This window comes from Thermomonas sp. (genome assembly GCF_029945965.1).
Taxonomy (GTDB): domain Bacteria; phylum Pseudomonadota; class Gammaproteobacteria; order Xanthomonadales; family Xanthomonadaceae; genus Thermomonas.
The window spans coordinates 14,955-33,799 of sequence record NZ_JAQSDO010000009.1; the positions used below are offsets into that span (position 1 = coordinate 14,955).

Consider the following 18,845-nt stretch of genomic DNA (forward strand, 5'->3'; position numbering starts at 1 on the left):
AGGGCGCTCTTTCTCAGAAGAATGAAGGATGAAGGCGTGTCTGCAACATTATCACTGTGGGAGATCAATACGCTGTTGCAGCGTTTCCGATCCTGGATCAGCAAGCCGGCGATACGCAGTAGGCGCTTGGCGGGCCCGTGCGGGTCTACATCGGAATGCAAAACAAAGAATGCGCCAGCATCTGTCGCGATGCTACGGCATAGGGGGGGCGCTTGAGTCGAATAGTTGAAGCCCAACAGGCGGCGGCAGCTTCGTTTTCCCGCGATGTGTTCACCTCTTGATCTTCGTCAAGTCAACGCAGAGCGGACGATTCAAAGTGCATCCATCGCACCATCAACAAGACACCCTCCTCAGCATGAGGGATACATCTGACCAGATATTCAAAGTCTCCTACCTAATGATTCTCGCTGACATGGCTGCGGGCATTGGGCAGCGACGGCCCGCAAGGCCGACCCCGACCCTGAAAAGTTGGAGACATCCCAAACGAATTGTTTTTGGGTTCGAGCGCTGGTATCTGTCGCGATGCTTTGAGCCTGCGTCGGATTGATCAGATTCGAAGTGTAAGAGCAAGGCATGACATCACTATTTGGGGATACAAATGAAAGCGCGGAGAAAAATCGGAGCGGCCACTCTGGCCATGGTAGTGCTTGCAAGTGCTGGCTTTGCATGGTCTCAGCGCATCCGGGATTTGCCGTCTGTTTCCCCGGGAGTCAAAATGCCCGCGTTGTCGCCAATGGCACTGACGGGCCAATGGGCGTACGACGCCACATGCGCGAAATGCCACGGGGTGTATGGCGTTGGCACCGACAAGGGGCCCCCGTTCCTGAGCCCCATTTACAACCCGGGGCACCATCCCGACGAAGCCTTCTTGCGTGCAGTGCGCAATGGCGTTCGCCAGCACCACTGGCCTTTCGGCGATATGCCGGCGCAGCCAGCGGTTTCCGAAGACGAGGTGCGGCAGATCGTGCAGTATGTGCGTGAGGTGCAGCAGGCCAATGGCATCGTCTACCAAGAGCATCAGATGTGAAACCTGAGGTTAGCCCTGAATAGGGTAGTCCCAAATTTAGCAGCACAAACATATGCCCTTGATGGCATTTTTCCAAGTTTCAAGCAACCAACTTAAAAGGCAATCCATGAACACCACACTGATAGGAATTCTGGTCGTCATCGCATTAGCGGTCTTCTTTTTGATCGCGGTTTTTAACAAGCTGGTCATGCTGAGGAATCGGTACAAAAATGCCTTTGCCCAGATTGAAGTGCAGCTCAAACGCCGTTATGACCTGATCCCCAATCTGGTCGACACCGCCAAGGGATACCTCAAACACGAACGTGAAACGCTTGAGTCGGTCATCAATGCGCGCAACGAGGCGTCTGGCATGTTGTCCAACGCGGCGGCGGCGCCCGGCGATGCTGCCGCCATGAAAGGGTTGGTCGGCGCCGAAGGCAAGCTGTCTGGCGCCCTGATGAACATGAAAATGGTCATGGAGGCGTACCCCGACCTCAAGGCCAACCAGAACATGATGCAACTGAGCGAGGAACTAACGTCGACCGAGAACAAGGTGGCGTTTTCACGCCAGGCCTTCAATGACCAGGTGATGGCCTACAACACCTACAAGCAGTCTTTTCCACCCGTCTTTTTTGCACCCATGTTTGGCCATGCACAGGACGCGGCGTTACTGGAGTTCGCAGACAGCGTCGCGATTCAGGTGGCGCCGAAAGTGTCGTTTTGACCCACGCGCCTAGTCTGGTGGGCAACCAATGAATTTTTTCGAATCTCAGGAGCGTGCGCATAAACACACGACCTTGCTGATCGTCTTGTTCGGCGCTGCGGTGATCGCATTGATTGTCATGGCCAATCTGCTGGTGCTGGTGGTATTTGGCGTTATCAATACCCAGCAAATGCGTGAAGGCCAGTCCTTTGTCACGCAGATCGACTGGAAGATGGTCGCCACCGTGGGTGCGGGCGTCACAGTCGTGGTGCTGGCCGGCAGTCTGTACAAAATGATGGCTTTGTCGGCGGGTGGCAAGGTGGTTGCAGAGTCGCTGGGTGGACAGTTGATTCCCCGCAATACGGAAGAACCCAACCAGCGCAAGCTGCTCAATGTCGTAGATGAAATGGCCATCGCGTCGGGTACACCGTCGCCTCCGGTCTATCTCTTGGCCAACGAACCAGGCATCAATGCCTTCGCAGCCGGATTCTCGCCGCGGGACGCGGTAATTGGAATTACCCAGGGGGCGATTGAACAGCTCAGTCGAGATCAACTGCAGGGCGTCATCGCCCATGAGTTCAGTCACATATTCAATGGTGACATGCGACTCGATATTCGCCTGATGGGTGCTTTGAATGGCATCCTGATTCTGGGCATTCTGGGCTACTACCTGATGTATTCAGCATCGTTTTCGGGGCGTCGGCGTAGCAACGACAACAGTGGTGTTGCGATCTTGGCGCTGGCGATTGGGCTGATGGTGATCGGCTTTGCCGGTACATTTTTCGGTGGTCTGATCAAGGCGGCAGTCAACCGGCAGAGGGAATACCTGGCTGACGCGTCGGCGGTCCAGTTCACCCGCAACCCGGAGGGAATCGCGGGTGCATTGAAGAGAATTGGCGGGCTGAAATCTGGCTCGCTCGTGCGCAACCCGGGCGCACCTGAAGTCAGCCATGCCTTTTTCGCTCAGGGCGTCGCAGGCTTCACGCAATGGCTGTCGTCGACCCATCCCCCGCTGGATACGCGCATCTTGCGGATCGATCCCCAATGGGACGGCAAGTTCGATATCTCTGACTTCCCCCCACCCGTGGACAGCCAACCGCCAGCGGGCGGCACAGCGGCCATGCGACGCCCCGAGATGGTCCAGAATGTCGCCACTGTCGCAGCACAAGCCGCAGCGGCCGCGGCCGTCGCAGGGATCGATCAAATAGGTCAACCGACCAAGGAATCGGTTCTGCTCGCACGATCGTTGTTGTCTGAAATGCCCGCAGCGATTCGCGAAGCAGCGCGCGAGCCCTATGGCGCCCGCGCCGTGATGTATTGTCTGCTGCTCGACAAGGAGGCAACGCTGCGCGAGCAACAACTCGCGCTATTGCAAGAACGCGCCGACAAGGACGTGTACGCTTTGACGATCAGTTTGATGTCTCAAATAGACGCACTGGAATTGACATTTCGGCTGCCCATCATCGACATCGCGATTCCTGCGCTCAAGCAGTTGTCCCACAGCCAGTACCCGCCGTTCCTCGAAAATCTCGCGGCACTGGTCAACATGGACGCCAAGGTTGAGCTTTTCGAATGGTCATTGCAGAAAATTTTATCGAGGCACCTGCAAGGGCACTTTCACAAACCAATGCCCGCTGCGGGAGGATATATCGATGTCGTACAACTAAAACAGGAACTTGGATCTGTGTTGTCTGTGATGGCGCACGCTGGCGCGATGGACCAGAACTATGCCCAGCGCGCATTTGATGCATCGGCCGCCATCCTGGCTTTACCGGAGCTGACATTGTTGGCGAGGCACCAGATCAGGATTGCGGATCTGGACCAGGTCCTTGGCAAGCTGGATCGATTGGCGCCCGTGGCCAAATCGCGCTTGCTGGCAGCCTGTGTCATCAGTATTTGGCACGATCAGAGAGCCACCCCGGCGGAGGTGGAGTTGTTGCGTGCATTCGCCAGCGTTCTGGATTGCCCCATGCCGCCGGGCATAGCACCCGGAGGTCAGCGTTCCGCCTGATGGGTCCAACGGGTTGGACTCACACATGGCGGCCCTTTGAGCTGGGTACTGTCACCTTGTTGGGCGCGGTCTGACCGACGTGAGAACCACTCAAAGTCTGGGCCATCAGTCAGGGCAGTGAAGCGGACGAGGCTAATAACCGTTGCCGCGCCCTAGAAGCGAGATATCTCGGTGTCCCGGATCGGATGGTCTGTCCAGTAGCCGACGTACCCATAGTGCCGGTAGAGCTGATGTTCAGCCTCGCGGCTCATCGCGGCCTCCGGGTCGTAGGTGGGGGCGTCCTTGACGGACTGGCGTGTCATCGAGACAGTAACGGTCCTGTCGAGCCAATTCACGGCCTCAACCCACTTCGGCGCGATCAGAACCTCATGCCCGAGCCACCAGTTGCTCGTATTGATTATGAGATAACGGACGGCCCACGTCTGCTCGTCGATCAACATCCCCGCGACATGACCGATGTCACCGTCGCTCGCTTGGATGTGATAGCCGACGACAGCGTTGTAACTGCGAAGATGCGGATCGTCGTGTTCGTGCTCCTGCCGGGCCGATTCGCGTTGCTCTTGATCAAGACCCGCAAGCGAGCCACCGTAGCCTGGCACCATCAGGTTCGGATACATTTCGCCACCCCAATAGCCTCTACCGCCCCAGTAATACGGGTAGCCGTAGTAGCCCGAATAGATCATCTCGTGCTGTCGGGAAACGGGCTTGTCGGTATCGATGGTCGGACTATTGCTGACCTGTTCACGGCTGATTGAAACCGGTAGGAGCCTCTGCTCCCAGTCCGGCGTGCCAACGGCGATCGGCGACACCAAGACCTTTCGGCTCGCCAGCCAGCCACCGGTATCGACGACCAGATAACGAATCACCCACTTCTCGTCGTCGAGGTAAAAATCCTGGACATGGCCGATGGCACCGTCGGTAGCGCCAACGGCGTACCCTTCCATTTCCTTCGCATTGTGTAACATGATGTAGTCCTAGTTTGTAAACACTGACTCTGCGCTCAAGGTGTTAGCCCGTCTGTCTGTTGTCGCACACACTGACTCGCGCGGTGGAGCATTGTTGCTGCGCTGACGGCTCCGTCAGCAGGGTAGGACATGCCCCACGGAAAACTGGCTCCGATTCCCCCAATGATTACGCGTGCTGTGTTCGGCAGCGAACAGACACGACAACGACCCGCGGATACCGTGGTTTTTTCAAATATGCCAACGTTGCCAACATGAACTAGAAGCGCCAACAGAAATGCCGCTTATTACCGTAAGGCGACGGTAAGTGCCTACAACTGAGGCCGGCTCGCCTGTGAAATGTCTAGATCGCTTGGCACAGCGGCTAATGCGTCGATTACCCAACAAGAAAGTCCTATTGAAGTCTAGGATATGCCTTCGGTGTTCAGTGTTGAAGAGGTCGAAAAGCGGATTGGTGAGGTGCCTGGCGTACAGAGCGTCACCGTGAATTTTGCTGCCGATACCGCCACCGCGCGTTTCGACGAGACTCAGCTCGAAGTGACCGATATCAAGTCGGCCGTACGCCAACGCGGGCATGATGCATACGCCCCAGATGAGAGTCACGCAAGTCATGCGCCATCCGCCGCACCACCGAAATTCTTCAAGTCTGCAGAATCGACGAGTACATCGGACACGCCCGCGGCCGAGGTTTATGCGGATACGGCACCACTACACACGGCGACGCCATCGATCAAGTCAGATGCGCCCCAGCTGCACCTGCAGACGATGCCGAACCGGACAAAGCTGCAGCTAAAAAAGTTAACGTCTTTGGCAACACTTCGAAACAAAGGCTTGTGGCATGTGACCCAGCCACTTCAATGGGCCAACCGCTCTCCAGGAAATCGCCATGACCGCATTTCGCACACTCGTTGCCTTGTCTGTAGCCACCGTGTTTGCCGAAGTGCTGCCCGACGACAAGGCCAACAAGGTCCGCGAGCTGCAGGCCCAAGGCAAGAAAGTCGCGATGATCGGCGACGGCGTGAACGACGCGCCGGCCCTGGCGACCGCTGATATCGGTATTGCGATCGGCACAGGAGCCGACGTCGCCGTCGAGGCCGTGCACATCGTGCTGGTGCGGTCCGATCCCCGTGACATCCAGCGGCTCATCACCCTGAGCAGGGCCACATATCGCAAGATGGCGCAGAACCTCTGGTGGGCGGCGGGTTACAACATCTTTGCGATTCCCCTGGCCGCTGGCGTACTGGCGCCGTGGGACATTTTGCTGACACCTGCCGTGGGCGCGGTGCTGATGTCGGCGAGCACAGTGGTCGTGGCGATCAACGCACAACTGCCGAAACGGGTCAAACTATGAGTTCGTCCGACCATGCCCCGCTTTCGTCCTGCGAGGTTTCGCCAAGGGACTACGACGCGGTTCTGTTCGATCTGGATGGCGTCTTGACCAAAACTGCGACCGTGCATGCGGCGGCGTGGAAAAGACTGTTCGACGAGTTTCTCGAGAAATATTCGTCGGACACAGGCGAACCGTTCGTCCCCTTTGACATTGACGCCGACTATCGGCGCCATGTTGACGGCAAGCCGCGTTACGATGGCGTCACGACCTTTCTTAAGGCTCGCAGCATCGAGCTGCCGCAGGGGGCGGAGGAAGACGGTCCGGGTGTCCAGAGCGTGCGCGCTCTGGGCAGTCTCAAAGACAAATATTTTCTGGAACACCTCGAGCAGCACGGCGTCGAGCCTTATGAAGCTGCCATCGCGCTGGTGCGCGCACTGCGGGCACAGCAGATCAAGACGGCCGTCGTCTCCTCCAGCAAGAACTGCGCGAAGGTGCTTGAGACGACAGGCATTGCGGACTTGTTCGACGCGCGAGTCGATGGGAAAGACGTCACCCGCATCGGGCTCAATGGCAAACCCGCGCCGGATGCGTTTCTGGAAGCGGCGCGGCGCCTCGGGGTCGAACCCTCGCGTGCGGTTGTCGTCGAGGATGCGATTGCCGGCGTTCAGGCGGGACGCGCGGGCCGGTTTGGCTGCGTCATTGGGGTCGATCGCGGCGGCCAAGCGTTGGCGCTGGGCAAAGCCGGCGCCGATGTGGTGGTGACCGACCTGGCGCGGGTCCAGGTGTCGACTGAGCCCGCGTCCGCCTGGTCATTGGTGTTCGACGGGTTCGACCCGGCACACGAGGGAGTCCGCGAGGCCTTGTGCACCTTGGGAAATGGCTATTTCGCGACGCGCGCGTCTGCCCCCTGGGCGCAAGCAGATGACACCCATTATCCAGGAACCTACCTCGCCGGCGGCTACAACCGGTTGTGTACCGACCTCGCGGGACGAGTTGTTGAGACCGAAGATCTCGTCAATTTTCCCAACTGGCTGGCGCTCGAATTTCGCATCAGTGGCCAGGACTGGTTCGATGCGAGGACGGTCAAGCTCCTGTCGTACCGCCAGGAGCTTGATATTCAACGAGGCATGCTGTTGAAAACCCTGCGCTTCGAAGACCAACAGGGGCAACGCAGTCTGTTGCAGGAGCGGCGCCTGGTCTCGATGGGCGACATGCACCTGGGCGCGCTGGAGCTCTCGCTGACTGCGGAGAACTGGTCGGCGTGTGTCACAGTCCGTTCGGCCATCGACGGGCGCGTCGTCAACGCCGGCGCAAAGCTGTACCGAAAATTCAACAATCAGCACCTGGAGCCTCTAACAGGGGAGACAGTGGAGGAGGATGGTATCTGCCTGATGGTGAGCACCAGCCAGTCGAACATTCATGTCGCCCAGGCCGCGCGTACGCGGGCCTTCCTTGACGAACGGTCGATCGACGTTCCGCGCCAGACCATCGAAGAACCGGGCTACATCGGACAGGAGCTGCAAATCGATGTCAAGCAAGGCCAGACGCTGGTGCTGGAGAAAATTTCCTCCTTCTATACGTCGCGCGATCACGCCATATCCGCGTGCGGGCTGGCAGCACGCAAGGCCATCGGGCGTGCTGGGCACTTTGATGCCGTGATGTCAGCACATGTCCTGGCCTGGAAACACTTGTGGCGCCGCTTCGACGTGCATATCCGGCCAGCCGATCCCGGGTTCCAGGTAAACGTCCCGACGCTGCTTCGGTTGAACATGTTTCACCTGTTGCAGGCCGTATCGCCCAACTCCATGGGTCTCGATCAAGGCGTTCCTGCACGCGGCTGGACCGGGGAGGCCTACCAGGGCCACGTGTTCTGGGATGAACTGTTCATCTTCCCCTTCTTTAACCATCGCATGCCCGAGATCACCCGGTCGCTGCTGATGTACCGCTATCGCCGACTCGGGGAGGCGCGTGCGGCCGCTCACAGTGCGGGATACAAGGGAGCTATGTTTCCCTGGCAAAGTGCAAGTGACGGTCAGGAAGAGACCCAGACGGCCAACCTGAATCCCCGCTCGGAACGCTGGGTACCCGACAACTCTTACCTCCAGCGCCACGTGGGAAGCGCCATTGCCTACAACGTCTGGCAGTACTTTCAGGTCACGCACGACCTTGAGTTTCTGCATTTCTTCGGTGCTGAGCTGATCCTTGAGATCGCCCGTTTCTGGTCCAGCATCGCTATCTTCAGCGACGAGCGTGAGCGCTACGAAATTCGTGGCGTTATGGGTCCCGACGAGTTTCACGACGGCTATCCGGATTCAGCAACGCCCGGCCTCAACAACAATGCCTACACCAACATGATGGCCGTGTGGGTGCTGTGCAGAGCGGTAGAGGTGCTCGATCTGCTCTCCGACCTGCGCCGCGCCGAGCTCATGGCGCAGCTTGACCTGTCAGCGGAGGAAATCGCGCGCTGGGGTGACATCAGCCGCAGGATGTACCTGCCCTTTCACGAGGATGGGATCGTCAGCCAGTTCGAGGGATACGAAAAGTTGCGCGAGCTCGACTGGCGGGACTACCGGTCCCGATACGAAAACATCCAGCGCCTCGACCTCATTCTCGAAGCAGAAGACGACAGCCCAAATCGCTACAAGCTTTCGAAGCAGGCCGACGTATTGATGCTGTTTTATCTGTTCTCGGCGGAGGAGCTCAAGGAGCTGTTTGAGCGCCTGGGCTATCCATTCGAGTACGAGACGATTCCCAGGAACGTCACCTACTATTCCACGCGCTCGTCCCACGGTTCCACGCTGTGTCGTGTGGTGCACGCCTGGGTCCTGGCGCGTTCTGACCGACCACGCTCGATGAAGTTTTTCACCGATGCGCTGCAAAGCGACGTATCCGATATCCAGCAGGGCACCACCTCGGAAGGGGTTCACCTTGGCGCGATGGCTGGCAGCGTCAATTTGGTAGAACGCGTTTTCACCGGGATTGAAGTACAGGGCGATGTTCTGCGCCTCAATCCGGACCTGCCGCCGGAAATGGAACAGCTCGATATGCGCATTCGCTATCGCGGGCATTCGCTTGACTTGCAGCTTACCCGCGATGCGCTCACGGTCCGTGGGCGTGATCGCGAGGCGCCGCCGATTTCCCTGAGCGTCGAAGGCAAGGCGTACAAATTCGTAGGCGGCACGAGCCGCTTTTTCCCGTTGAAAAAACAACGAAATGCAGACCAATGATCGAGTCCAGTTGAAGACTGAACCGCTCCCCCATTCTGTGCCAATACCAACAAGCAGGACATCATCATGAAAGAGAACATTGCAAACACCGGAGCCTGGGGGATCGCGCTGATTGTCGCCATTATTGTCTCGTGGTTTCTGTACCGCTACCTTGCGCCCAGAACGTGGAAGGAATGGGCCAGCGCCAGCGTAGTCCAGGCCTTCATCATCGCTCTTTACGCAGAGATGTATGGGTTTCCGCTCACCATTTACCTGCTCGTCCGCTTCTTCGGCCTCGATCAGAGCGACCTCAGCGCCAACCTCTGGTCCACGTTGCTGGGTTTTGGCGAGACTGGCATGATGATCGCGATGATCCTCGGTTACTCGCTCCTGTTCGCTGGTATCGGGATATTCATGGAGGGCTGGCGTGAACTGCACAAAGCCCAGAAAGAACACCGCCTGGTCACCGAACGAATCTACGGACTGGTACGGCACCCGCAATACACCGGCCTCTTCATCGCGCTTTTCGGCGAGGGCATCGTGCATTGGCCCACCGCTTTTTCCGTCGCACTGTTTCCGATCATTGTGGTGGCCTACTACCTGTTGGCGCGGAGCGAGGAACGCAAAGTTGAATCAGAGTTCGGTGACGCATATCGCGCTTACTGCAGGCGCGTGCCAATGTTCATCCCGCGCTGGGGGCAGTGGCGCGCCATGACAACCACGCGGACGGATACGCAAAGCTAAAATAACTCAATGCCTTCGAAAAGACAACGAAATGGCACACAAATATCACCAGAGCGAGGCAAGATGGTGCGCACATCCAACGCCCAGTCGAGAACTATGAAACACTTCCTGCTGGTCGTGACCGGCTACGTACTAGCGCAGTTGCTGATTTTTCCCCTGCCAGCCAAGGGCGTGGATAGCGGCTGGATGGCAGTCATATTGATTGGGGCCATGATACTTTTCCACCTGATGTGTTTCGGCAGGCGCGTATACGTTTCGGTGCGTGTCTATGGTGGCTTTGGCGAGGTCAACGACCGGCCGTTGCGATGGATACAACCAGGATGAAGGCAGTGAAGGCAGCCCCTGTGCGTCCCTTGCCAAGAATAGACGCCTCGCTTTCGAGATGGGAGAACGAAGGCGGCGCGATTGCACAGCTCCCGTCATTGGACTGCGTGGCACCTTTGCAGATTCATTTGTCGATGCACACCGAGCTCGAACATTTGCGCATTCGCATGATCGCCATCGAGAACCTGTTAATCACGCTGCTGGCGCAAGCAGATGATCAGCCGCGCGAAATGGGCCGCGAGATGGCGACCTACATTTCGCCCAGACCAGGCTTCACTCCGCACCACAAAACGCTGGAGGCAGCAGCGCAGATACGCCATCTTCTCAAACGTGGCCGCCATTTCCAGGACTGGGTAAAGGGAGATCTGCTTTCGTGAACACGCCGCCGCTTTCTGCAACTGCCACCACATCGCCCGCCCCCGAATCGATGGAGGTGCTAAACAGCGAATGCTTCTGCATCAGCCTTGATACCTCGGCACTGCGCCACGCACTAGAGTCGGAGATTGGCGAGCCGGGTCTATTCGACTTGATTCAGCAGCGTTGCCCTTACCTGTTCGCGACGCGTCCGGTCTTTCTGTCACGTGAACACATGGCACGCATGGCACAGCTGGTGCGGGCGATCGAATCGGTTGTTGGAATGCCGGCCTACCGCGACGAGGTGCTGGCCACCGCGCCCGCGATCGCGTGCCACGATCCCGGCGGCGTCAAGGGCGTGTTTTTCGGCTACGACTTTCACGTCACGGAGGGTGGTTTCGGCCTCATCGAGATCAACACCAATGCGGGCGGTGCGATGCTTAATGCCGTGCTGGCCCGGGCACAGCGCGCTTGTTGCGCGTCCGTCGATGGCCTCTTGCCGCCATCGGCCGAAGCCGGTGATTTCGAAGACGACATCGTGGCGATGTTTCGCAATGAGTGGTCGCTGTCTGGCCACGAACGACCCTTGCGTAGCATTGCCATTGTCGATGAGAACCCCGAGCAGCAGTATCTCTACCCCGAGTTCCTGCTGTTCCAGAGACTGTTTCAGCGGCACGGTCTGGAGGCGGTAATCGCTGGCCCGACCGAGTTCAGCTTGCGTGACGGCGTGCTCTGGCATGGTGATCTGGCCATCGACCTGGTCTACAACCGCCTCACTGACTTTTCACTGGCCGAGCCCGCCAGTTCGACATTGCGTGAGGCTTACCTGGCTAACGCGATGGTGCTCACCCCGCATCCGCAAGCGCACGCGTTGTACGCGGACAAGCGCAACCTGACCCTGCTCAGCGATGCAACGCGGCTGCAGGCCTTGGGCGTGCCACAGACCACACAAGACATCTTGCTAGCCGGAATTCCGCATACCGAAGTGGTCGAGGTACGACACGCCGAGCGTCTGTGGCGCGAGCGGCGGCACCTGTTCTTCAAGCCTTTCGCCGGGTTCGGTGGCCGCGCCGCCTACCGCGGCGACAAACTCACCCAGCGCGTCTGGCAGGAGATTCTCGCCGGTGGCTATGTCGCGCAAGCGCTGGTGGCACCCGGCGGGCGGCTGATCTCCCATGCGGAGCCGGTGCAAGTGCTCAAGTTTGACCTGCGCGATTACGTCTATGACAACCACGTTCAATGGATTGCCGCACGTTTGTACCAGGGCCAGACGACGAACTTCCGCACCCCCGGAGGAGGTTTTGCCCCGGTGTTCGAAGGGCCGGCCGTCGGGCTGGCGATGGAATGCACGTCCCCACAGCACGAAAGCCGATTGTTCCTTCTGGACGAGAGCGGCGTGCATGTGCTCGCCCGAGACCGATACGTCGCGCTTGCTCGGGCAGAAGCCGAGGCGGCTGAGTTCGCCGGTCGTCGCTTCATCCTGGTCGATTGGTATCTGCGCCTGTCGTGCGGCCAGCCAGAAGCGGTCGTCAACGAAACCTGTAGCTGGCTGGTATTCGACGCCCAGGGCTTGCTCGACCCGCACGCGGCCCATGCGATCGACGAGCCGGCCACCCCAACCGAAGCCCAGTGGGCACAGGTCCGTGCCATGGTGTTCGGCGGCTCCGCGTCACAACCGTCATGAGGAAACGAGGCCTTTATGTGCGGCATCTGCGGTGAATTGCGCTTCGACGGCGCGACGGCGGACACATCCGCTGTGACGCGCATGTCCGACAAGATAGCCCGACGCGGCCCGGACCACGCCGGAGTCTTTAGCGACGGCGCTTTGGCTTTCGGCCACCGCCGCCTCGCGATCATCGACCTCAGCGCCGACGGCGACCAGCCTATGGTCGACAGGGAACTGAAGCTGGTGCTGGTATTCAACGGCACGATCTACAACTACAAGGAGTTGCGTGCCGAACTCGTCGCCATGGGCTACCGGTTCTTCTCCGAGAGCGATAGCGAAGTCATCCTCAAGGCCTACCACGCCTGGGGCGCGGACTGTGTGCGGCGCTTCTTCGGCATGTTCGCATTCGCTATCTGGGACCAGCGCGATGCGAGCCTGTTCATGGCGCGCGACCGCTTCGGTATCAAGCCGTTGTACTACACGCTGGACGGATCGCGGCTTCGCTTCGCCTCCAGCCTGCAGGCCCTGCTGGCAGCGGGCGGTGTGGATACGGGCTTCGACCCGGTGGCGCTGCACCACCACTTCACGCTGCATGCGGTGGTGCCGGCGCCGCGCACCATCCTCAAGGGAGTGAGGAAACTTGCACCGGCGACCACGATGACGGTCACCGGTGCCGGTCGGATTGAGCAGGCCGTCTACTGGAAGCTCGATGCGACGCGGCCGGCGAAGCCGCTGTCCGAGGCAGAGTGGCTGGCTGCAACCCGTGAGGTGCTGATACGAGCGGTGGAACGCCACCGCCTCGCCGCCGACGTGCCTGTTGGCGTGCTGCTCTCCGGCGGCCTGGACTCCAGCCTGCTTGTTGGCCTGCTGGCCGACCACGTGGACGATCTGCAGACCTTCTCGATGGGCTTCGAAACCCTGGGGAGCGAGAAGGCCGATGAGTTCGAGTTCTCCGACCAGGTGGCAGCGCAATACAAGACGCGGCACCACAAGTACCTGATCCCGTACGACGAGGTGCTGCGCCGGCTGCCCGAGGCGGTGCAGCAGATGGCCGAACCGATGGTGAGCCAGGACGTGATCGCCTTCTACCTGCTGGGCGAGCGGGTGGCCAAACAGGTGAAGGTGGTGCTTTCAGGCCAGGGCGCGGACGAAGTGTTTGGCGGCTACTTCTGGTACCCGCAGATGGACGCTGCCGAGGGCTCGGCGCTGGAGCGCTTTCGCGCCCACTACTTCGATCGCGACCTCGATGAGTACCTGGAGATGATCAGCCCCGCCCTTCATGTGGGCGATGTGACCGCCGAGTTGGTGGCAGATGCGCTGGCGCAGCCGCAGGCCGACACCTTCATCGACCAAGTGCTGCGATTCGACAGCACCACGCTGGTGGTGGACGACCCCGTCAAGCGGGTGGACAACATGGCGATGGCCTGGGGCCTGGAAGCGCGGGTGCCGTTCCTGGACCACGAACTGGTGGAACTGGCGGCACGCATGCCGCCGGAACTCAAGCTCAAGCACGGCGGCAAGTTTCCGCTCAAGGCGATTTCGCGCGGCGTGATCTCTGATGCCGTAATTGACCGGCCCAAAGGATACTTTCCGGTACCCGTGCTGAAGCACGTGAGCGGAGAATTTCTGGCGTTCATGCGTGGCATCCTCAATTCAGATGCCTGTATTCGGCGCGGTCTGTACCAGCGAGCCTATGTCAACAAGCTGCTCGCGGCGCCTGAAGACTGGTTCACCCGCATCCAGGGCAGCAAACTGTGGCATTTGGCGCTGCTGGAGCTGTGGCTGCAGTTGAACGTCGATGCAGTCACCGCATTTCCCTCAGGGGAGCACTGACATCTAGCAACGAAGGCGGGCACCACTCGGTTGCCCGGGCCGGGCCCAGCCGGAGAACGCGACTGACCGACTTCGCGATCACCGGTTCATCGTCGGTCGGCATGACCCGGGCGGTGATCCCCCTTTGAGGCTCGACACGCAGGGCCCGGCAGGACGAATGACACTTCCTTCCATGTTCAATCACCCGTTTCCTTGGCTCTTCCCATCAAGCCTTCAACGGGAGGCATGAGGAAGATTAGTTGTTCCAACCGATTGTGTGCGACAGGTCAATCGCTTCTTCGGTACGGCAACGCACAGACAAGTAGTTATCAACCGTCCATCATGAATTGTGTTTCTTGGGGACGGTACTGATTGATATAGGTCAACCACGTTTCCGGGGCAGTCCACTAACCTTCATATAGAACTTTCCGAACAATTGGCATCATGAAACTCTTCAATTTCCGCACTCTACGCAGCACCACATTCGTGGTGCTGTTGGTGTGGTTTTTCGGAGTGGCCTCAGGCGTCGCCAATGCCTGTTCGCTAGAGGATCGTGAGGGCGATCACGGTCGTTCTCCGCATGGCGATGAGATGTCCATCGGCACCGTTGGTTCAATCGATAGCCACAGAGATAGCTCCGATGCATCCAGGGCGCCTTGCCTGAAGTTTTGCGACGACGGTTCCGATTCCCCAGTCACGGAGCACTCAACCATTGATTTGGCCGACCCCGGTCATGCGTCTTTTGTTGTGCGTGCGTGGCCAGTATTGACGACAGCGACTCCCGTCCGCGTCGTCGACCTGTCATGGCCTCCACCAGAACAGTCCATTCGGGTTCGCTTCTCGCGATTGAGTCTGTAGACACGTCCCGCTGCAGTCGGGAGCCCGCCTTCTCCGGCTCGGCCTGTATCCCATCTAGTTTGCCCTTGTCATTTGACGCCAGAGGTACTCATATAAGGGGACGGCTCCAAAGAAGGCAGCAACTGCCGCACTCGGCGTCGGCATGCGCGATGTCCAAGAAGTAGCCATTCATCCATCCAGGAAATCCAAATGCCCCCCTCGACTGAACTCTCCCCTGACAAGCTGAAGAAAACCTTGTCGCTGCCCGGCAAGCGCGCTACTGCCAAACCTGTTCCGCCTGCAGAACACGCCGGCTACGACTCGGGCGACTCACACAAGCAGGTAGCGCCCGAAAAGAGTCTCAAGTAGTCGGCGCAGATTCAGGCGTCGTTGGCCGGTTGATGCGCGATCTTGCGCAAAAAGGAGAAATTCATGAGTTGCAATGTGAAATCGGCGTCGATCTGTCGCCCTCTGCTGACGGCGGCTTTGACTGCGGGCATACTCGCCGGATTTCCGGGGTACAGCCGGGCGGCGGCTGACGTGCCGGCGAAGACCGTTGAGGTCAGGACTCTCGACCTGCGCAGCTGGAAGCCGGACCCATCCACCGGGTGGAGCGTGAAGAAGCTGATCGGGAAGAAGGTAAGAGGTCCAACGGGCAAAAACGTTGGCGAGGTCGACAATATCGTGTTCAGTCCTGAAGGCAATGTGCGGGAACTGATCGTCTCAACTGGCGGTTTTCTCGGCGTCGGTGACAAGAATCTCGCAGTCAAATGGTCCGACGTCACCGTCGGTCCCGGCTATGAGTATGTGACGACACCGATCACCGCCGAGAGCGTCAAGAAGTATGGTTTGTTCGACGGATTTCCGAAAACCAGCGGGCCCCTGGCTCCGCGCGACTGGCGGGCGTCGGAACTGATCGGCGACTATGTGAACCTCAAGGGCAATGTCCCCTACGCCTTCATTCGAGACTTGATCGTCTCGGAGGGGGGCGAACTCAAAGCCGTGATCGTCACTCCGGACGTCGGGTTCGACCACGGCCAGGGGGGCTACTACGCATACCCCTTTTATGGCTATCAACACGGCTGGCATCCAGGCAATGCGCACTACAACCTTCCCTACGGCAAGGCCGACATCATGGAATTGCTTCCCTACGCGTACAGGAAGTGAGCGCATTCGTGAAATACCTCGAGCCGGCCAATGACTGACTTGGCGCTTCCAACCACGCGCACGTGGGACCCGCAGCGGCGCCGCTGGATCGCTGCAACTGCAGTAACGGGCTGCGCAGGCCTCGCGGCAACGACCGTGCCCTTCCTCGCTTCCTTTGCGCCAAGTGAGAGGGCGCGAGCGATAGGTGCCCCGGTCAAGGTTCAATTGCAGGGTCTGGGGACTGGAGAGCTCAAGACTGTCGAATGGCGAGGAAAGCCTGTGTTTGTGCTGAAACGATCTCACGAGATGCTGGAATCCTTGGTCCGAAACGATGCGCTGCTGCTCGATCCGCATCTCAAAAGAGGAAATGAGCCGGAGTACGCCAGAAACGCACTGCGCTCGGTGAAGCCTGAAGTGTTGGTGCTGGTGGGCATTTGCACGCATCTGGGCTGCATTCCGAGTTTTCGTCCTACCCCAGCAACCTCCGATCTAGGGGCATCCTGGCCGGGCGGTTTCTATTGTCCATGCCATGGGTCGAAATTCGATCTTGCCGGGCGGGTCTTCAAAAACGTCCCCGCGCCGACCAACCTTGAAGTCCCGCCATATCGATTCATGGACGAAACCATGCTCCTCATCGGGTAGCACTATCTTCCGCTTGACTGCAAAACCCACTGAAAGCCAATGATGCAAACACTTCAATTCGACATTCATGGAATGACCTGCGGAGGCTGTACGAGTAGCGTACATCGCGTCCTCAGCAAGATCGACGGCGTCAGCCGCGTCGACGTCTCGCTGCGGCCCGGAACGGCCACTATGGACGCTGACACCACACGTGTGACGCCCAACCAGATTGAGGCTGCGATACGCGGTCTTGGCTATCAAGCCAAGCTGCACCCCGATCGCTCCAGCGAGAGGAGTATGACGTGAGCAAGAAGGACAAAAGGGACAAGCGCCATCGTGAGAGCGACGGCGATGGCTACGACAAGGCGGATAGGACAGTCGCCGCGGCACTACCCGGAGAGCAATCAATCTCATCTGAGGACTACCAGGCGCAGCTCCATGTGCTTCAGGTCGAACTGGTGAAACTGCAGCGTCACTTCATCGAATGCGGCGACAAAATTCTAGTGGTGGTCGAGGGACGCGACGCCGCCGGCAAGGACGGCAGTATCAAGCGCATCGTCGAATACCTGAGCCCTCGAGACACGCGTGTAGTCGCGCTTGGCAAGCCCTCCGACCGGGAGCTGCACAGCTGGTACTTTCAACGCTACATCGCACAACTGCCGATGGCCGAGGAGTTCGTCCTGTTCAACCGTAGTTGGTACAACCGCGCCGGTGTCGAGCACGTCATGGGATTTTGCACCAAGGAAGAGCATGAAGAGTTCATGCGTGCGGTGCCCAAGTTTGAGGAGATGCTCGTCAACTCAGGCATCACGGTGCTCAAGTATTACCTGGACATCGACAAGGACGAACAGGTCAAGCGCCTGGCCGAGCGACAGCGCGACCCGCTCAAGCAGTGGAAGACCAGCCCCATTGACGCCGTTGCGGTCAAACACTGGAAAGCCTATTCGGCAGCACGCGACACCATGCTGCTGCGCACGCACACGGTCATCGCACCGTGGCACATCGTGCGGACCAACAACAAGCGCCTGGCGCGCCTGAACCTGATTCGCGACATCCTGTCACGGCTCCACTACGCCGGCAAAAAGAACAAGCTCGTCCAGCCCGACACGGATATCGCGTTCGAGTTCACGCCGGACTGCATCCAGTCGCATCGATTGGCGCGCTGACCACCACCCATACAAGGAACCACCATGAAAACCAGTGTTATTGAAGTCCACGACATGCTGTCGGTGTTGAGCGTTGAGGAAGTGGAAAAGCGGATTGGAGAGGTGCCTGGCGTCCAGAGTGTTACCGTGAATTTTGCTGCCGGCAACGCCACCGTACGTTATGACGAGACACAACTCGAGGCGGGCGACATCAAGTCGGCCGTGCGTCAACGCGGGCATGACGCGGCCACGCCCGCTGATACCGCGCCGGACGATGGACACGCTGGGCATGCGCCACCCGCCGCACCGGCCGAATCCCCCAAGCCGGTAGCGCCATCGAGTGCGCCGGATGCACCTGCGGCCGGGGGTTCTGCGGATGCGGCACCGCCAGACAAGGTGGCGCCATCGACCCCGCCGGATGCGCCCCCAGTCGCGCCGGCTGCTGCGCCTGCGGGCGATGCTCAACCGGATAGAGCCGCAGCCGAGAAAAGTTAGAGCCTTTATCGGCTTTTCAAATCACACACATGTGGCATTTGACCCAGCCACTTCAATGGGCCAGCAAAGCTCTCCAGGAGATCACCATGACAACAGCGACCGCTACACAACGCAACGCACCCGGTCTACCGCCGGCGTTGGGAGCCGCCCAGGCAGCCATGCAATCGACCGAAGTGCAGGAGATGCTGCGCAGACTTTCTGCGCACGGACTGGGCATTTGCATGCCGCACATGCACGACGAGGAGACCGGTGAGTTCCAGCTGCTTCCCGATCAGCTCATGCAAGTAGAGGCTGGCCTGGAGGTGCGCTTCCAACCCACTGCAGAAGTCACCAAGCAGGCAGGTCGCTTTCTGCCCGTGGCCTGGGTTTGGCGCGATGGCACGGCGATACCGTCGACCGTCTGCGAGATGGTGCAAGACAAGGATGCACCGGACGATGAAGCGGCGGCTGTCAAACACAAACATCCAACGCGGAACTGACATC

At 59.3% G+C, this 18,845-nt stretch carries 18 protein-coding genes; 17 read left to right on the forward strand and 1 reads right to left on the reverse strand.

What is annotated here, in order from left to right:
- Positions 1-715: 715 nt before the first annotated feature.
- The 3 genes from PSV05_RS04850 (at position 716) to PSV05_RS04860 (ending at position 3,720) form a co-directional block, all read left to right on the forward strand.
- Entirely contained in the window at positions 716-1,027 is a 312-nt protein-coding gene (locus tag PSV05_RS04850; RefSeq protein ID WP_300062326.1) for a cytochrome c, read from the forward strand.
- Between the two features lie 106 nt (positions 1,028-1,133).
- Positions 1,134-1,730 (forward strand): LemA family protein, encoded by a 597-nt coding sequence (locus PSV05_RS04855; protein WP_300062329.1) that lies wholly within the window; start codon positions 1,134-1,136, stop codon positions 1,728-1,730.
- Between the two features lie 28 nt (positions 1,731-1,758).
- Positions 1,759-3,720 carry a M48 family metallopeptidase gene (locus PSV05_RS04860; RefSeq protein WP_300062331.1) on the forward strand — a complete coding sequence of 654 codons (1,962 nt, stop codon included), beginning with the start codon at positions 1,759-1,761 and terminating at the stop codon, positions 3,718-3,720.
- 152 nt (positions 3,721-3,872) lie between these two features.
- Here PSV05_RS04860 and PSV05_RS04865 read toward each other — a convergent pair whose 3' ends face one another.
- Complete coding sequence (locus PSV05_RS04865) at positions 3,873-4,685, reverse strand: PRC-barrel domain-containing protein (protein WP_300062333.1); 813 nt, start codon at positions 4,683-4,685, stop codon at positions 3,873-3,875.
- 883 nt (positions 4,686-5,568) lie between these two features.
- Here PSV05_RS04865 and PSV05_RS04870 point away from each other — a divergent pair.
- The 14 genes from PSV05_RS04870 (at position 5,569) to PSV05_RS04935 (ending at position 18,841) form a co-directional block, all read left to right on the forward strand.
- Positions 5,569-6,033 (forward strand): HAD-IC family P-type ATPase, encoded by a 465-nt coding sequence (locus tag PSV05_RS04870; RefSeq protein WP_345782237.1) that lies wholly within the window; start codon positions 5,569-5,571, stop codon positions 6,031-6,033.
- Positions 6,030-9,239, forward strand: a complete 3,210-nt coding sequence (locus PSV05_RS04875; protein ID WP_300062336.1) for a beta-phosphoglucomutase family hydrolase — start codon at positions 6,030-6,032, stop codon at positions 9,237-9,239. The genes PSV05_RS04870 and PSV05_RS04875 overlap by 4 nt, the downstream gene beginning before the upstream one ends.
- 66 nt (positions 9,240-9,305) lie before the next feature.
- Positions 9,306-9,962 (forward strand): isoprenylcysteine carboxylmethyltransferase family protein, encoded by a 657-nt coding sequence (locus PSV05_RS04880; RefSeq protein ID WP_300062339.1) that lies wholly within the window; start codon positions 9,306-9,308, stop codon positions 9,960-9,962.
- 96 nt (positions 9,963-10,058) lie between these two features.
- Positions 10,059-10,286, forward strand: coding sequence for a hypothetical protein (locus tag PSV05_RS04885; protein ID WP_300062342.1), 228 nt, complete (start codon positions 10,059-10,061; stop codon positions 10,284-10,286).
- Complete coding sequence (locus PSV05_RS04890) at positions 10,283-10,663, forward strand: hypothetical protein (RefSeq protein ID WP_300062345.1); 381 nt, start codon at positions 10,283-10,285, stop codon at positions 10,661-10,663. Before PSV05_RS04885 ends, PSV05_RS04890 begins: the two co-directional genes overlap by 4 nt.
- Positions 10,660-12,324, forward strand: coding sequence for a hypothetical protein (locus tag PSV05_RS04895; RefSeq protein WP_300062348.1), 1,665 nt, complete (start codon positions 10,660-10,662; stop codon positions 12,322-12,324). The genes PSV05_RS04890 and PSV05_RS04895 overlap by 4 nt, the downstream gene beginning before the upstream one ends.
- Before the next feature lie 15 nt (positions 12,325-12,339).
- Positions 12,340-14,139, forward strand: a complete 1,800-nt coding sequence (locus tag PSV05_RS04900) for an N-acetylglutaminylglutamine amidotransferase (RefSeq protein WP_300062351.1) — start codon at positions 12,340-12,342, stop codon at positions 14,137-14,139.
- A 423-nt stretch (positions 14,140-14,562) separates the two neighbouring features.
- Complete coding sequence (locus PSV05_RS04905) at positions 14,563-14,976, forward strand: hypothetical protein (protein WP_300062354.1); 414 nt, start codon at positions 14,563-14,565, stop codon at positions 14,974-14,976.
- Positions 14,977-15,165: 189 nt separating this feature from the next.
- Positions 15,166-15,324 carry a hypothetical protein gene (locus PSV05_RS04910; protein WP_300062357.1) on the forward strand — a complete coding sequence of 53 codons (159 nt, stop codon included), beginning with the start codon at positions 15,166-15,168 and terminating at the stop codon, positions 15,322-15,324.
- Between the two features lie 63 nt (positions 15,325-15,387).
- Positions 15,388-16,122 carry a PRC-barrel domain-containing protein gene (locus PSV05_RS04915; protein ID WP_300062360.1) on the forward strand — a complete coding sequence of 245 codons (735 nt, stop codon included), beginning with the start codon at positions 15,388-15,390 and terminating at the stop codon, positions 16,120-16,122.
- A gap of 30 nt (positions 16,123-16,152) precedes the next feature.
- Entirely contained in the window at positions 16,153-16,743 is a 591-nt protein-coding gene (gene petA / locus PSV05_RS04920) for a ubiquinol-cytochrome c reductase iron-sulfur subunit (protein ID WP_300062363.1), read from the forward strand.
- Between the two features lie 281 nt (positions 16,744-17,024).
- Positions 17,025-17,888, forward strand: a complete 864-nt coding sequence (ppk2, locus tag PSV05_RS04925; RefSeq protein ID WP_300062366.1) for a polyphosphate kinase 2 — start codon at positions 17,025-17,027, stop codon at positions 17,886-17,888.
- 24 nt (positions 17,889-17,912) lie between these two features.
- Positions 17,913-18,362: a heavy-metal-associated domain-containing protein gene (locus PSV05_RS04930; RefSeq protein WP_300062369.1), complete on the forward strand. Its 450-nt coding sequence runs from the start codon at positions 17,913-17,915 to the stop codon at positions 18,360-18,362.
- Between the two features lie 86 nt (positions 18,363-18,448).
- Positions 18,449-18,841, forward strand: a complete 393-nt coding sequence (locus tag PSV05_RS04935; protein WP_300062372.1) for a hypothetical protein — start codon at positions 18,449-18,451, stop codon at positions 18,839-18,841.
- Positions 18,842-18,845 lie beyond the last annotated feature (4 nt).

Excerpts from the sequence above, each read along its gene's own strand:
- PSV05_RS04850 (WP_300062326.1), top strand. The coding sequence starts at position 716 with ATGCCCGCGTTGTCGCCAATGGCACTGACGGGCCAATGGGCGTACGAC.
- PSV05_RS04855 (WP_300062329.1), top strand. The coding sequence starts at position 1,134 with ATGAACACCACACTGATAGGAATTCTGGTCGTCATCGCATTAGCGGTC.
- PSV05_RS04860 (WP_300062331.1), top strand. The coding sequence starts at position 1,759 with ATGAATTTTTTCGAATCTCAGGAGCGTGCGCATAAACACACGACCTTG.
- PSV05_RS04865 (WP_300062333.1), bottom strand. The coding sequence starts at position 4,685 with ATGTTACACAATGCGAAGGAAATGGAAGGGTACGCCGTTGGCGCTACC.
- PSV05_RS04870 (WP_345782237.1), top strand. The coding sequence starts at position 5,569 with ATGACCGCATTTCGCACACTCGTTGCCTTGTCTGTAGCCACCGTGTTT.
- PSV05_RS04875 (WP_300062336.1), top strand. The coding sequence starts at position 6,030 with ATGAGTTCGTCCGACCATGCCCCGCTTTCGTCCTGCGAGGTTTCGCCA.
- PSV05_RS04880 (WP_300062339.1), top strand. The coding sequence starts at position 9,306 with ATGAAAGAGAACATTGCAAACACCGGAGCCTGGGGGATCGCGCTGATT.
- PSV05_RS04885 (WP_300062342.1), top strand. The coding sequence starts at position 10,059 with ATGAAACACTTCCTGCTGGTCGTGACCGGCTACGTACTAGCGCAGTTG.
- PSV05_RS04890 (WP_300062345.1), top strand. The coding sequence starts at position 10,283 with ATGAAGGCAGTGAAGGCAGCCCCTGTGCGTCCCTTGCCAAGAATAGAC.
- PSV05_RS04900 (WP_300062351.1), top strand. The coding sequence starts at position 12,340 with ATGTGCGGCATCTGCGGTGAATTGCGCTTCGACGGCGCGACGGCGGAC.
- PSV05_RS04905 (WP_300062354.1), top strand. The coding sequence starts at position 14,563 with ATGAAACTCTTCAATTTCCGCACTCTACGCAGCACCACATTCGTGGTG.
- PSV05_RS04910 (WP_300062357.1), top strand. The coding sequence starts at position 15,166 with ATGCCCCCCTCGACTGAACTCTCCCCTGACAAGCTGAAGAAAACCTTG.
- PSV05_RS04915 (WP_300062360.1), top strand. The coding sequence starts at position 15,388 with ATGAGTTGCAATGTGAAATCGGCGTCGATCTGTCGCCCTCTGCTGACG.
- petA (WP_300062363.1), top strand. The coding sequence starts at position 16,153 with ATGACTGACTTGGCGCTTCCAACCACGCGCACGTGGGACCCGCAGCGG.
- PSV05_RS04930 (WP_300062369.1), top strand. The coding sequence starts at position 17,913 with ATGAAAACCAGTGTTATTGAAGTCCACGACATGCTGTCGGTGTTGAGC.
- PSV05_RS04935 (WP_300062372.1), top strand. The coding sequence starts at position 18,449 with ATGACAACAGCGACCGCTACACAACGCAACGCACCCGGTCTACCGCCG.